The following is a 14,950-nucleotide window of genomic DNA, read 5'->3' as shown; positions in this document are numbered from 1 at the left end:
CGGAAGAGCCGCGGCTCGATGAACCCTGGTCACAGCGGCAACCTGCGGTTTGCCGACGCCCTCGGCCTGCTCGCCGTGGCGCTGCTGCTGTGGCCGTGGTTGCCAGTATCCGGCGATGTCGATTACCCGCTGCTGGTCGTCACCGCCAGCCTGTTACTGCCGGTGGCCTGCGGCCTGTTGGGGGGCTACCGGCCCGGCCGTGGCCTGCTCGCCGTGTCGGCCGCCTTTACGCTGGGCTGGATCGTCAGCGTCACGCTGCTCGGGCTGCTTCTGCTCCACACCCGCAGCGTCGAACCTGACGCGTGGCGCTGGATGGGTCTCGTCGCGCTGGGCGGGCTTGCCGGCGGCATGGTCCTGCGTGCGGCGCTGCATCGCCTGCCGCTCGGGCGCAGCGGTGCCCCGCGGCGTGTCTTGCTGATCGCCTCGGCGAGCTGTGCCACGCAGATCGAGCGCCGGCTGGCCGAGCTGCCCCGCCCGGCCTACCGGATTACCCAGCGCCAGGTTGGCCGGCCCGAGCCCGGCTTCATTGCCGCCGCGCAGCGGCTCGCCCGGCAAAGTATCTTCCAGCGCGACTTCGACGAAGTCTGGATTGGCTACCCGCTGACCGAGGGGCCCGCCGTCAGCCGGTTGGCTCGCGCCTTCCTGGCGGTCCCCGTCAACCTGCGCTACCTGCCCGACCTTGCCGACCTCACCCCCCGCTGCTCGCCGTCGCCAGCAGCGGCCTCTCCTGCGTTGAACCTCAACCTCAGCCCGCTGCGCGGCCCGTCGCGCCTGGCCAAGGCCCTGGAGGACCGCCTGCTGGGGCTGGTCCTCTTCCTGGCCTTCCTGCCGTTGATGCTATGCATCGCCGCGCTGATTCGTTGGCGGATGGGGCAGCCGGTGCTGTTCAAGCAGTATCGACACGGCCTCGACGGCAAGCCCATTCGCATCTACAAGTTTCGCACCCTTCGCGAAGACACCCGCCATCCCCCCGTCGGCAGCCCCTCGGCGCGCCGGCTGGGTGCCTTTCTGCACCGCACCAGCCTCGACGAGCTGCCGCAGCTGTTCAATGTGCTGCAGGGGCGCATGTCGCTGGTCGGTCCGCGGCCGCATGCCATGGACCAGAACGACCACTTCAAGGACCTGATCGACGCCTACATGCTGCGCCACCGGGTCAAGCCGGGCATGACCGGCTGGGCCCAGGTCAACGGCCTGCGCGGCATGACCATGTCGCTTCACGAGATGCAGCGACGCGTCGACTACGACCTCCACTACATCCAGCACTGGAGCCTCGGGCTCGATCTCAAGATCCTCGCCCTTACCGCCATCCGCGGCATGTTCAGCGGCGCCTCAAGAGGCGATACCCTGGCCTGAAAGGGCCGCTCGCGGCGGGTGCCGATGCTCATGACAAGTGTTATCATCAGCCGTCGTTCAGGTCGCCGCAGAGCGGCCAGGGCGATCCGTTGCGCCGGGAACGCTGATGCGTCACGACTTCAAGGAGGACTTCATGATACTGCCCGTCATCCTGTCTGGCGGCTCCGGCTCCCGGCTATGGCCCGTTTCTCGCGAGCACTACCCCAAGCAGTTCCAGCGCCTCAACTCCCCCGAGCACAGCCTGCTGCAGGAGGCCGCGCTGCGGCTCGCCGGCGTCGAAGGCGCCCAGCCGCCGCTGGTGGTCTGCAACGAGGCCCACCGCTTCCTGGTGGCCGAACAGCTTCACGCCCTGGGCATGCAGCCCGAGCGCATCGTACTCGAACCCTTCGGCCGCAACACCGCCCCGGCCCTGGCGCTGGCCGCCCTGGCGGCCAGCGAGAGCGACCCCGCTCGGCTGATGCTGGTCATGCCCGCCGATCATGTCATCGAGAACCGCAGCGCCTTCCTGGCGGCGATCGAGCAGGGCAGGGCGCTCGCCGAAGACGAGCAGCAGCTGGTCACCTTCGGTATCCAGCCGGCCAGCCCCCACACCGGCTACGGCTACATTCGCCGGGGCGAGATGCTGGGCACCGGCTACCGCGTCGCCGCCTTCGTCGAAAAGCCCGGTCGCGACCGCGCCCAGGGCTATCTCGACAGCGGCGACTACCTGTGGAACAGCGGCATCTTCCTGTTCTCCGCCGAGCGTTACCTGCAGGAGCTCCAGCGCCAGGCGCCCGATATTCATCGGGCCTGCCAGGCGGCCTACGCCGGACGCCGCGAAGACCTCGACTTCCTGCGCGTTGACAGCGACGCCTTCAGCGCCTGCCGCAGCGAATCCATCGACTACGCGGTCATGGAGGCGACCCGCAGCGCCGCCGTGGTGCCCATGGACCCCGGCTGGAGCGACATCGGCGCCTGGGACGCCATCTTCGACCTCAAGTGCGACCCGGCCACCGGCGGCAACGCCGTGCAGGGCGATGTGCTGCTCCACGACACCCGTGACAGCCTCGTTCACAGCCAGTCGCGGCTGGTGGCCACGGTAGGCGTGCAGGACCTCATCGTGGTGGAGACCGAAGACGCCGTGCTGGTCGCCGACCGCCGCCACGCCCAGCACACCAAGCGCATCGTCGAATCGCTCAAGGCTCACGGGCGCTGCGAAAGCCAGGCGCTGCCCCAGGTCTACCGCCCCTGGGGCCACTACCGCACCATGGTGCTCACCGACAGCTTTCAAGTGAAGGAGATCGTCGTCAAGCCAGGCGCCAAGCTCTCCCTGCAGATGCATCACCACCGCGCCGAGCACTGGGTCGTGGTCGAGGGCACCGCCCAGGTAACCCTGGGGGAGGGGCACGGCGACACCGAGCACCTGCACAGCTTCCTGCTCAGCGAGGATGAGTCCACCTACATCCCGCTGGGCACCGTGCACCGGCTGGAGAACCCCGGCGTGATTCCGCTCAAGCTGATCGAGGTCCAGACCGGCAGCTACCTGGGCGAAGACGACATCGTGCGATACAGCGACGACTACGGCCGCGGCTGAACAGCGAACAGGGGATCACGTGAAGGTTGCCATCATCCACGACTGGCTGGTCACCTGGGCCGGAGCCGAACGCGCCATGGCCGAGCTGCTGGCGCTCTATCCCCAGGCCGAGCTGTTCACCACGGTCAATTTCCTCGACGCCGAGGCCTACGACGCCCTTCGCGGTCGCACCATCCACACCAGCTTCATCCAGCGGCTGCCCCTGGCGCGCAAGCACTACCGCCACTACCTGCCGCTGATGCCGCTGGCCGTCGAGCAGTTCGACCTCAAAGGCTTCGACCTGATCATCTCCAGCAGCCACGCCGTGGCCAAGGGCATCATCCCTGACCCCGAGGCGCTGCACCTCTGCTACTGCTACAGCCCCATGCGCTACGCCTGGGACATGCAGCACCAGTACCTGCGCCAGACCGGCAATGCCAAGGGCATCAAGAGCGCCCTGATGCGCTGGCAGCTGCACCGCCTGCGCAGCTGGGACTACCTCAGCGCCCAGCGGGTCGACCACTTCATCGGCATCTCGCACTACATCCAGCGTCGCATTCGGCGCACCTACCGGCGCAGCGCCGAGGTCATCCATCCGCCCGTCGATGTCCGGCGTTTCCGGCCCGACCGCCCCCGCGACGACTTCTACCTGGCCGCCTCGCGCATGGTGCCCTACAAGCGCCTCGACCTGGTCATCGACGCCTTCAACCGCATGCCCGACAAGCGCCTGATCGTGATCGGCGACGGCCCCGAGCGGCGCCGGCTTGCCGCCCTGGCCGGCAGCAACGTCACCCTGCTCGGCTACCAGCCGGACAGCGTGCTGGCCGACCACCTCGAGCGCGCCCGCGCCTTCGTCTTCCTCGGCGAGGAAGACTTCGGCATCCTCCCCGTCGAAGCCCAGGCCGCCGGTGCCCCGGTGATCGGCTACGGCGTGGGCGGCGTCGCCGAGACCATCGAGCACGGGCGCACCGGCATGCTGCTCGATGCCCAGACCCCCGAGGCCATCATCGCCGGCGTGAGCGACTTCGAGCGCCAGCGCCACCGGGACGGCGACTTCCTTGCCGCTGCCGCCTGTCGACGCCGCGCTGAACGCTTCGCCAGCGAGCATTTTACCCAGCGGTTTGCCGCGCTGGTGGAGCGCCTGATGGCCGAGCGGCCCTGAGGTCGCCGCCGCCCGCTGCGGCTGGCCGTGGCGTCGGGCATGGCTTACCATGTTCGGCCCCGTCGCCTTCTCCCAAGGCGGCGTCAGAGTGACACAAGGAACCCGGATGCTAGGCCCGCTCCCGATGCTGTGGCACTTTCGCCACTTCATTGCCACCTCCATACGCCACGAAATCGCCTCGCGCTTCGCCCGCAGCCGGCTGGGCGGCACCTGGATGGTGCTGCATCCGCTGGCCATGGTGCTGATCTACGCCCTGGTGCTCTCGGCGGTGCTGGCCGCCAAGCTGCCCGGTATCGACAGCCGCTATGCCTATGCCATCTACCTCACCGCCGGCATGCTCTGCTGGAGCCTGTTCATGGAGCTCACCCAGCGCTGTCTGGGGCTGTTCGTCGACAACGGCAACCTGATGAAGAAGATCGCCTTTCCACGGCTGGCCCTGCCGGTGATCGCCGCCGGGGCCAGCCTGGTCAACTACCTGGTGCTGCTGGTCATCATCCTGGTGGTCTTCGCCCTGCTTGGCCATTTCACCCCCGGCTCGCTGATCTGGCTGCCGCTGCTCACCCTGATCGCCCTGGCCTTCTCGCTGGGGCTCGGCATGCTGCTGGGCGTGCTCAACGTCTTCATTCGCGATATCGGCCAGGTCATGCCCATCGTGCTGCAGTTCCTGTTCTGGCTGACCCCGGTGGTCTACCCCGTCAGCATCGTCCCCGACGCCTTCCGCCAGTGGCTGTTTCTCAACCCGCTCTACCATCTGGTCAGCGGCTATCAGGCGGTGCTCGCCTACGGCCAGCGCCCCGACCCGCTCGCCCTCACCGTGGTGGCGGTACTTTCGCTGGGGCTGCTGGTGGCCGCCTTCACGCTCTATCGCAAGGCCAGCCCCGAAATGGTCGACATGCTCTGAGGCCAAGTCCATGCAACCGCACAACCTGATGGAAGTTCGTGGGCTCGGCAAGGCCTACCGTAAATACCGCAACGAAGCCCAGCGCATCCTCGGCTGGTTCACCCCGGTGCGCCCCCTGGAAGAGACCTGGGTGCTCCAGGACATCAGCTTCGACCTGGGGCGTGGCGAAGCCGTGGGCATCGTCGGCCAGAACGGCGCCGGCAAGAGCACCCTGCTCAAGATGATCACCGGCACCCAGCGCCCCAGCGCCGGCGACGTGCTGGTCGACGGCCGGGTGGCGGCGATTCTCGAGCTGGGCATGGGCTTCAACGGCGAGCTCAGCGGTCGCCAGAACGCCCGCCATGCCGCCGCGCTGCTGGGCCTGCCCCCCGCGCAGATCGACGCCGTGATGCCCGAGATCGAAGCCTTCGCCGAGATCGGCCACTACTTCGACCAGCCCATGCGGGTCTACTCCAGCGGCATGCAGATGCGCGTCGCCTTTGCCGTGGCCACCGCCGTGCGCCCCGAGATCCTCATCGTCGATGAAGCCCTCTCCGTGGGCGATGCCTACTTCCAGCACAAGAGCTTCGACCGCATCCGCCAGTTCCAGCGCGAAGGCACCTCGTTGCTGATCGTCTCCCACGACCGCGAAGCGATCATGCGCCTGTGCGACCGCGTGCTCCTGCTCGACGAGGGCCGCATCCTCATCGACGGCCCGCCGGCCCGGGTCATGGACTACTACAACGCCCTGATCGCCGACCGCCAGAGCCACCGGATCGAGGTGCGCCAGCTCGACGACGCCACCCAGCAGACCAGCTCCGGCACCGGCGAGGCGCGCACCGAAGCCATCTCCCTGCACGACGCCGAAAGCGGCCTGGCCCTCGAGCAGGTCGCCGTTGGCCAGCAGGTCGAGCTGCGCCTGGAAGTCCAGCTCTACGCCCCCATCGACCAGCTGGTGGTGGGCTACATGATCAAGGACCGCCTGGGGCAGACCATCTTCGGCACCAACACCTGGCACACCCGCCAGCTGCTTACCGACCTCAAGGGCGACGAAACCCTGAGCTTTCGCATGCGCTTCGCCATGAACCTGGGGCCGGGCAGCTACACCGTCTCGACCTCGCTGCACAGCGCCGACACCCATCTCGAACACAACTACCACTGGCTCGACTACGCCCTGGTGTTCAAGGTGCACAACGCCGACCAGCCCTACTTCATCGGCACCAGCTGGTTGAAGCCCCAGATCGACTATCACTGCCACGGCCAGGGCACCCGCGCGGCCCTGCCCGATACCCAAGGTGGAGCGACCCCCCATGGCTGATCTCACCGACCCCCGCGACGACGCCCGCCGCGCGCTTCCCGAGGCCGCCTCCCAGGATGCCGCCCCCGAGGCCCCCCCCGCGGATGAGCCCGAAACCCGCGAAGCGCTGCAGCACGAACTGGAACAGATCCGGCAGCGGCTGCGCAGCGCCGAAGCGCGCAGCCTGGCGCTCACCCGCGAGCTCGAATGGGTCTACGCCAGCCGCTCCTGGCGGGTGACCGCGCCGCTGCGCTGGTGGCTGCACCGCTGGCACCTGTTCCGCGGTGCACGCCAGGCCGGGGGCGCTGACGGCGCCGCCCCGCGGCTGCCCGGCAGCGCCCCCAAGCGGGCGCTGATCGCGCTGCTGCACCGCCTCGCCGGCATCGGCTGGCTGCGCCAGCTCGCCCTGCGCGTGCTCAACCGCCTGCCGGGGGTGAAGCATCGCCTGCAGCGCCTGCTGGCCCAGGTGCCCAGCCAGGCCGGTATCCTGGTGCGCCAGTACGCCCCCCAGGAAGACTTCCACGACCTGCTGCCCGCCCAGCGCTCGGCGGTCTGCCAGCAGGCCCTGCAGCAGCGCGACACCCTGCTGCCGCGCTCCGCCCTGCAAGCGACCATCGGCGGGCTGCGCCTGCAGGGCCATGTCGAAGGCACCTACAGCCTGGCGGCCGTCAATCGCCACCTGATCAAGCGGCTGGCCGCCGACACCGAGCTGCCGCTGCTGCTCGCCCCCCATGAAGGCCAGCCCGCCGCGCGGGTCCACCACACCCCGGGGGGCGCCGAGGAACAGCAGCAGCTCAACGCCCTGCTGGACCCCGCTGGGCTGGCCCCGGTGGCGGCAGAGCGCCGCATGGCGCTCTACCATCACTACCCGCCGATCGAGGCCCCCGACCCCGCCCAGGGGCTGCCCGTGGCGCTGTTCTTCTGGGAAGAGAGCGAAGTGCCCGCCGAGATCGTGGCCACCTTCAATCGCGGCTACGCCGGGGTGGTGGTCACCGCCTGGAGCGTCAAGAAGGCGCTGATGGACAGCGGCTGTCGGGTGCCGGTGCAGGTGGTCACGCTGCCCCTGGAGGCCAACCCCCGCGCCGCCGGGCACGGCCCCCACGAGCTGGCCCGCGTGGCGGAGCGCAAGCACATCGCCCTGCTGCACGTCAGCTCCTGCTTTCCGCGCAAGGGCGCCGACGTGCTGCTGGAAGCCTTCGACCAGCTCGCCGCCCGGCGCCGCGACGTCACCCTCACCCTCAAGACCTTCCCCAACCCCCACAACCGGGTCGAGGCGTGGATCGACAGCAGCGTGCGCCCCGAGCACCGCGACCGCCTCACCCTGATCATGGAAGACTACGACGCCGACGCCATGGCCGAGCTCTACCGCCAGGCCGATGTGGTCGTGCTGCCCACCCGGGGCGAAGGGCTCAACATGCCCGGCATCGAAGCCGGCGAGTTCGGCCGCGCCCTGGCCGTCACCGGCTACGGCGCCCACACCGACTTCGCCGACGGCGCCAACAGCCTGCACATCGCCTATCGCTTCGCCCCGGCCCAGAGCCACCTGGCCACCGGGCTCTCGGTATGGGCCGACCCCAGCCCCCGCGACCTCGCCCAGCGGCTCGACACCCTCTGCCGGGAGCTGCTGGCCGGGCGCCGCGAGCCCCTCGACCGCGCCAAGCACCTGCACAGCCACGTGCGCCAGCGCTTCCTGGCCCCCCAGGCCAGCGACGCCTTTCTCAGCGGCCTGTGGCGCATTCGCCGCTACCACGACGACCCCGCCGCCCGCGAGGCCGCGCAAGCGCCCCTGGGCATTACCCTGGTCACCACCTGGGGCGAAGCCTGCGGCATCGCCGAGTACAGCCGCTACCTGGTGGAGCACCTGCTCGAGCACCCGGTCAGCCTGCGCGTGCTGGCCCCCCAGGGCCGCCCGGTGCAGCATGACGATCTGGACGGCCGCATCGAACTGCGCGAAGACTGGCAGCACGGCCAGGCCCCGGATATTCAATGGTGCGACCTGCACGGCGATATCGTCTGGCTGCAGCACCACTTCGCCTTCTACAGCCTCGGCCGTCGGCTGGGGGAGGGCGTCGCCGCGCTGCGCGAGCAGGGCAAGCGCGTCTACCTCACTCTGCACACCACCCGGCCGCTGCTCGGCTTCGAGAAAGGCCGCCAGCAGAGCGCCGCCGCCTGCCTGGCCGCCTTCGACCGGGTCTTCGTGCACACCCACGACGACCTCAACGCCCTCAAGCGCCTCGGCATCACCGACAACGTGACCCTCATGCCCCAGGGCGTGCTCGCCCCGGCCGCCGCCGACGCGCCCCCGGCGGCCGAGGGGGGCTCCCCCCGGCTGCTCGGCAGCTTCGGCTTCCTGCTGCCGCACAAGGGCATCGCCCAGCTTATCGAGGCCTTCGCCCTGGCCCGCCGCCAGGGCCTGCTGGCAAGCGACAGCCGCCTGCGCCTGGTGACCGCCGTGCGCGACGACTCCACCTCGCCCCACGAGCTCGAACGCTGCCGGCGCCTGGCCGACCGCCTCGGCGTGACGGAGGCCCTGGAGTGGCACACCGACTTCCTGCCCCTGCCGGAGGTCCAGCGGCTGCTCGGCGAGTGCGGCCTGGTGCTGCTGCCCTACCAGTTCACCAACGAATCGAGCAGCGCCGCGGTGCGCACCGCCGTGGCGGCCTGCCCCCATGTCGCCACCACCCCGGCGCCGATCTTCGACGAAGTGCGCGAGATCACCTGGCCGGTGGCCGGCTTCGAGCCCCAGGACATCGTCCAGGCCCTGGCCCAGGCCGGCCCCGCCGCCGACGAGCCGGCGCGCCAAGCGCTGCTGGAGGCCCGTTACCGCTGGCTCGAACAGCGCCAGTGGCACCAGCTGGCCAGCCGCTACCACGCCCTGCTGCAGGCCGGACGCATCGACGAGCGCCTGCTCCACCCCCATGACTGAACCGCAGACAAGGAAACCGCAATGAAGGCCATCGTAACCGGTATCACCGGGCAGGACGGCGCCTACCTCGCCCAGCTGCTGCTGGAAAAGGGCTATACCGTTTACGGCACCTACCGCCGTACCAGCTCGGTCAACTTCTGGCGCATCGAGGAGCTGGGCATCGCCGAGCATCCCGCCCTGCACCTGGTGGAGTACGACCTCACCGACCTCTCCGCCAGCATACGCCTGCTCGAGCGCACCGGCGCCCAGGAGGTCTACAACCTGGCCGCCCAGAGCTTCGTCGGGGTCTCCTTCGACCAGCCCGTGACCACCGCCGAGATCACCGGCCTGGGCGCGGTCAACCTGCTCGAAGCCATTCGCATCGTCAATCCCGGGGCGCGCTTCTACCAGGCCTCCACCTCCGAGATGTTCGGCAAGGTGCAGGAGGTGCCCCAGACCGAGGCCACCCCCTTCTACCCGCGCAGCCCCTACGGCGCCGCCAAGCTCTACGCCCACTGGATGACCGTCAACTACCGCGAGTCCTACGACCTCTTCGCCACCAGCGGCATCCTCTTCAACCATGAATCGCCGCTGCGCGGGCGCGAGTTCGTCACCCGCAAGATCACCGACGGCGTGGCCCGCATCAAGCACGGCCTGCAGGCGCGCCTGGAGCTTGGCAACATGGACGCCAAGCGCGACTGGGGCTACGCCAAGGAGTATGTAGAAGGCATGTGGCGCATGCTCCAGGCCGACACCCCCGACACCTACGTGCTGGCCACGGGGCGCACCGAGAGCGTGCGCGACTTCGTCACCCTGGCCTTCCAGGCTGCGGATATCGCCCTGGCGTGGCAGGGCGAGGGCGAGCAGGAGGTCGCCATCGATCGTGCCAGTGGCAAGGTGGTGGTCGCGGTCAACCCGGCCTTCTACCGCCCAGCCGAAGTGGACCTGCTGATCGGCAGCCCCGACAAGGCCCGCCGCGAGCTGGGCTGGGCCCCCACCACCAGCCTCGAGGCGCTGTGCCGGATGATGGTCGAAGCCGACCTCGCACGGCTGGCGCCGCGCTGATGCCTTCCCGCGTACTGATCACCGGGGTCAGCGGCTTCATCGGCCGCCACCTGGCCGCCGCCCTGGCCGCCGCCGGCCACCGGGTGCTGGGCACCGGTACCGCCGCCGCCCCGGATGACGCCCTGGCCGCCCATCTCGCCGACTACCGCCCCCTGGAGATCACCCGGGCCGAGGCGGTGGCCCAGTGCATCGACGCCTGGCGGCCCGAGGCCGCGGTGCACCTGGCCGCGCTCTCCTTCGTCGCCCATCCCCAGCCGCTGGACTTCTACCGGATCAACGTGCTGGGCACCCAGCACCTGCTGGACGCCCTGACCAGCCTGCCCGAGCCCCCCGGCCGCGTGCTGCTGGCCAGCAGCGCCACCGTCTACGGCCGCAACGCCGGCGGCCGCGTGGGCGAGGACACCCCGCCGGCGCCGGTCAACCACTACGGCCACGCCAAGCTGGCCATGGAGCACCTGGCCGCCACCTACGCCGAGCGCTTGCCGCTGCTCAGCTTCCGGCTGTTCAACACCACTGGCCCCGGCCAGCGCGAGCCCTTCCTGGTGCCCAAGCTGGTCAACCACTTTGCCCGCCGCGAGCCGACCCTGCGGCTGGGCAACCGGCAGGTCAGCCGCGACTTCTCCGATGTAAGAGATATCGCACACGTCTTGACGTCTCTGCTGACATGCCCGCTGCCGCCGGACCAGCACGGCCGCGCTCTCAACCTGGCCAGCGGCCAGGCCATCCCGCTGCAGGCGCTGATCGACCAGCTGATTCGGCTGACCGGCCACGCCCCGCGCATCGAGACCGACCCCGCCCTGGTACGCGCCAATGAAATCGCCCGCCTGTGTGCCAGAACCGAACGGCTGGCCTCGCTGGTCGGTAAGCGCTCGCTTACGCCGCTGAGCCTGACATTAGGCGACATGCTCAAAGACGCTGAGTCTATTCTGGTGAAAAAGTGACCGTTACTGATCAAAAAGTGAGCATCGGCAATCCAAAATAGACGTGCGAACAGTGTTCACTTTGATCTTTTGACGGCTTGGTTTCGTCACACTGGCGTGGCATGCTTGCCATGCGGTAATGCCGGAAGGGGGGCCTGGGCAGCAGCATGGTAAGCCCGGCCCGGCGCCGCGAAAAGAGGTTGTCCGGCGAGGGATACGCCTTGCCGCCCGCCCGCCTTGGGGCGCCGCGGGGACGCTAGACCTTTGGGGTTCAGGGTTTACACTTCTCAACCCCGAGGACTAGAATGCCAATCTGGTGTGGGAGGGTATCCGCACCCGGCAAGTTCAAGGAGGCTCGTTGCACAACCATGTGAATGGCTCGGCACCGCTTCTTGGCAAAATAAATTGATCAATTTATTTGTAACGCTAACGATTTGATGGAGAAGAACCAGATGGCGTTTAATCCAAGCGAACTCCACGTGATTCGTGCATACATCGCGCTGACCGGCGAAGCGCCGACCCAGCAGCAGCTGGCGGAAGCTTTTGAATTCTCGAGCTTTGGTGCCCTGACTCGTTCCCTGGTGGAAGGTAACGACCAGTCCAACGTCGAGTTTGTCACCAGCCTCTACGAGAACCTGCTCGGTCGCGAGCCCGATGCCGAAGGCCTCGAGTACTGGGCGTCCCTGATGTCCTCCGCTCAAGGTTTCCAGGCGCTGACCAAGGCCGAGGTGCTGGCCAACTTCCAGCATGCTGCCCACGTCAACGGCGAAGCCGAGCTGGACGAGGAAGCTCTGGAAGGCCTGACCAGCGTCGACGGTGAATTCGGCCAGGTGGAAGAACCCGAGCCGCCCACCGACATCCAGAAGACCTTCACCTTCAACACCGCCGAAGGCGAGTCCGACGTCAATTTCTGGACCAACGCCGATGGCGACAGCACCAACCAGGGCGCCGACGAAGGCATCGAGTTCTTCCAGTCTCAGTCCCACAAGATCTACAACGTGGGCAAGGAAGCCATCGACGCCGATGTGTCCACTCGCAGCGCCGACTACACCTTCGAGGTCAAGAACCAGCTGGGTGAGAAGGGCGCCTACGAGGCCTACTTCCTCAGCCCCGTGCTGACCAACCAGGTAACCGACCTGGGCTCCACCCTCACCCTGGAAATCATCGACCGTATGGCCGATGCCGGTGACAAGGAAACGGCCCTGGAAGTGGTGGCCATCCAGTCCTTCAGCTTCCGCCTGAACGGCGAGCTGGTGGTCGTCAGCTCCGAGGACATCCTCAACGCTGCCACCTACGCCGACCTGCGCGACGCCATCGAGGCCGAGCTGCAGGCCATGGCCGAAGAGCGTCCCGAGCTGGCCGACATCGTCGTCGAGCTGGGCGGCGAGTTCACCCGTGCCCAAGTGGATCCGGACACCCTGGAAACCACCGGCGACCGCGTGCTGGGTGACCAGATCGTGCTGACCGCCGAAGGTCAGGAGCTGACCCGTGGTGGCTTCGAGTTCGGTGAGCGCTCCGTGGCCGACCGCAACGTCGACCCCTCCGGTCGTCAGGACACCGCTGCCCTGGGCACCGAGGAAGACCTGATCTCCACCAACCTGGAACTGCAGAACGTCGGTTACGGCTCTCAGGGTGGCAGCGTCAACCTCTCCGGCCAGTCCAACTCCAAGATCGGCATCGAGCAGTTCAACGTTGACGCTCAGGCTCACAGCCAGGGTCTTGGCGTATGGCTGACCTCGCTCGCCTCCAACCCGCTGCGCGACGCTGAACAGAACGCCCTCAAGGTGATCAACCTGTCCGGCGACGCGGCCTACTTCCACGTGGGTGAGCAGGACGGTGAAACCGTGCAGGCCGACGGCGAAGGCGGCCTCACCGACGTGCGCGCCTTTAACGGCGGCAGCTTCCACGGCAACATCCGCCTGGATGCCGAGGTGACCCACAACGTCATCGCCCGCGACCTCAACCTGGTCGACACCCAGGGCAACCCGGCCAACGACAACGTTGACTACGCCTACAGCCTGGGCAACGGCAACAACGAACTCTACCTCGAGTTCAGCCAGGAAGTGATCGCCCACGAAGATGCGTCCCTGACCATCACCGGCGGCAACGGCGGCAACACCATCGTGACCGACCTGGTCTCCTCCAGCGACAACCTGGAAACCAACTGGCTGGCCGACCAGCAGGATCTGGGCAACTTCGAGATCACCACCGGCTCCGGCAACGACGTTGTCTGGACCAAGGGCGAAGGCGACGCCACCATCAGCACCGGTGCCGGCAACGACGTGATCTACACCGATAACTCCGGTGTTCAGACAGGCCTGCTCGATGCCTCTGGTGAGGAGTTCGAAGCCAAGGCGCACTGGGTCTTCAATAACGACTCTACTGTAGATGATAACAACATCTTCGATCTGCGTGGCGTCGGTGGCGAGAATGCCGTAATCGGCTTTATGCCGAAGGCGGCCCTTACCGTGACCTTCTCTGGTGCACAAACTGCTGGTGCCAGCGGCCTGACCAGCGCTGCAGCAGCGGCTTTCCAAAACGGCTTCGAGTCCGTGGTGGAGATCCCCACTGGTAGCAACTTCGAGGTAACTCGTGCTCACCTGAACCAGGCAGTCAAGGACGCTATCAACAACGACAGCGTGTTGAGCCAGCTGCTGGTCGCCAAGGATGGTCCGGACAACACCCTGATCATCGAGTCGCTGATTGACGGCGAGTTTGCTGAAGACGATTTGCAGTTTAGTGTGGGCAACACCGCGACAGATTTCACTGCGCTGACCCAGTCCGAGCAGAATCAGATCGAGTCTGCCTTCAAGAGCTTCTCTCAGGACTCCACCGTTAATCTCGCTGATGCACAGGCCGCCAATGCTGCTAGCGTGACTGCGGCTGAGGGTATCAACCCGGCACAGGCTGAAGATGCTGAGAGTACTGCGATCGTGGGTGCTGCCTCTGATGCCAACAGCAACAACACCATCAATGCCGGCAGCGGTAACGATGTGATCGTGCTGGGGACTGAGAGCGAGAGCAGTGACACCGTTGTCTTTGAAGGCAGCTTTGGCCATAACACCATCGTCAATTTCGATCAAGACTTTGGTGATGGTGCTAACGCAAGCCAAGACTTCCTCGACTTCAGTGCTTACCTGCAGAGCATGGTGTTTAATGACGCCAGCCAAAGCACCAGTCAAGAGTCTCGTGGTTTTGCAGCAACTGACTTTAGTAACTCCTTGGGTGCCAACGATATCCTTGTATACAATGATTTCGATGACACCTCATCTGCCAATGTCGATAACTCCTGGGGCTCGCTGACCGGTCAGCAGCTTCTGGCTGCCCTGAATGACAGCAATGTCAGCTATGGCAGCATTGTTAATGGCACAGCCACTGCTGATAATGCTGCTGCCGCAAACGGCAATGCTGTTGGCTCCACCCTGGACCACCTGATGTTTGTCGAAAACGACAACAATGATGGTGAGTACAAGGTGTTCAAGCTGACCTCTCAGATCGTCGAGAGCGATGCCGGCTCCTTCCAGAGTGCCGAGCTGGTCGGTATCTTCGACCTGGGTGACACCCTGACCGACTTTACTGCCATCATTGGTCAGTAAATCAGGTCCTCTGGGCTGCCGGCAATAGCGGCAGCCCAGCGCCAAGCGTTAATTCTTGGTGACAATAAGCCCCCGCGTCATATTGCGCGGGGGCTTTTTTGCGCGCTCATCTCTATCGCAAACCAACCGTGTTAATCATACATTCTCTTGACGACAAAGGCTTGCCTACGTCTGTCGAGTTCGTTAGTGTCAAGAAGGATTTATTGCTCGCGATGGACGA

The 14,950-nt window shown here is 66.8% G+C and carries 9 protein-coding genes; all 9 read left to right on the top strand.

Features of this window, described 5'->3' with window-relative positions:
- Positions 1 to 18 precede the first annotated feature (18 nt).
- The 9 genes from ACZIYR_RS14180 (at position 19) to ACZIYR_RS14140 (ending at position 14,730) form a co-directional block, all read left to right on the top strand.
- Positions 19 to 1,353 carry an exopolysaccharide biosynthesis polyprenyl glycosylphosphotransferase gene (locus tag ACZIYR_RS14180; protein WP_483527136.1) on the top strand — a complete coding sequence of 445 codons (1,335 nt, stop codon included), beginning with the start codon at positions 19 to 21 and terminating at the stop codon, positions 1,351 to 1,353.
- Positions 1,354 to 1,486: 133 nt separating this feature from the next.
- Positions 1,487 to 2,926: a mannose-1-phosphate guanylyltransferase/mannose-6-phosphate isomerase gene (locus ACZIYR_RS14175; RefSeq protein WP_483527135.1), complete on the top strand. Its 1,440-nt coding sequence runs from the start codon at positions 1,487 to 1,489 to the stop codon at positions 2,924 to 2,926.
- Between the two features lie 19 nt (positions 2,927 to 2,945).
- The gene (locus ACZIYR_RS14170) at positions 2,946 to 4,067 is read left to right on the top strand and encodes a glycosyltransferase (RefSeq protein ID WP_483527134.1); all 1,122 of its coding nucleotides are present in this window, start codon (positions 2,946 to 2,948) and stop codon (positions 4,065 to 4,067) included.
- A 106-nt stretch (positions 4,068 to 4,173) separates the two neighbouring features.
- On the top strand, positions 4,174 to 4,968 hold the full coding sequence (locus ACZIYR_RS14165; RefSeq protein ID WP_483527133.1) for an ABC transporter permease: 795 nt from the start codon (positions 4,174 to 4,176) through the stop codon (positions 4,966 to 4,968).
- 10 nt (positions 4,969 to 4,978) lie between these two features.
- Positions 4,979 to 6,265, top strand: coding sequence for an ABC transporter ATP-binding protein (locus tag ACZIYR_RS14160; protein ID WP_483527132.1), 1,287 nt, complete (start codon positions 4,979 to 4,981; stop codon positions 6,263 to 6,265).
- Positions 6,258 to 9,170, top strand: coding sequence for a glycosyltransferase (locus tag ACZIYR_RS14155; protein ID WP_483527131.1), 2,913 nt, complete (start codon positions 6,258 to 6,260; stop codon positions 9,168 to 9,170). Before ACZIYR_RS14160 ends, ACZIYR_RS14155 begins: the two co-directional genes overlap by 8 nt.
- A 21-nt stretch (positions 9,171 to 9,191) precedes the next feature.
- Positions 9,192 to 10,214 (top strand): GDP-mannose 4,6-dehydratase, encoded by a 1,023-nt coding sequence (gene gmd / locus ACZIYR_RS14150; RefSeq protein WP_483527130.1) that lies wholly within the window; start codon positions 9,192 to 9,194, stop codon positions 10,212 to 10,214.
- A complete protein-coding gene (locus ACZIYR_RS14145; protein ID WP_483527129.1) occupies positions 10,214 to 11,155 on the top strand; it encodes an NAD-dependent epimerase/dehydratase family protein in 942 nt (313 codons plus the stop codon). The genes gmd and ACZIYR_RS14145 overlap by 1 nt, the downstream gene beginning before the upstream one ends.
- A 416-nt stretch (positions 11,156 to 11,571) precedes the next feature.
- Positions 11,572 to 14,730 carry a DUF4214 domain-containing protein gene (locus tag ACZIYR_RS14140; RefSeq protein ID WP_483527128.1) on the top strand — a complete coding sequence of 1,053 codons (3,159 nt, stop codon included), beginning with the start codon at positions 11,572 to 11,574 and terminating at the stop codon, positions 14,728 to 14,730.
- The last annotated feature ends 220 nt before the right edge of the window (positions 14,731 to 14,950 follow it).

The organism is Billgrantia sp. NRB1, from assembly GCF_056921725.1.
Note: the sequence above shows the minus strand (reverse complement) of the source record. Positions and strands in the feature narration are given on the sequence as shown.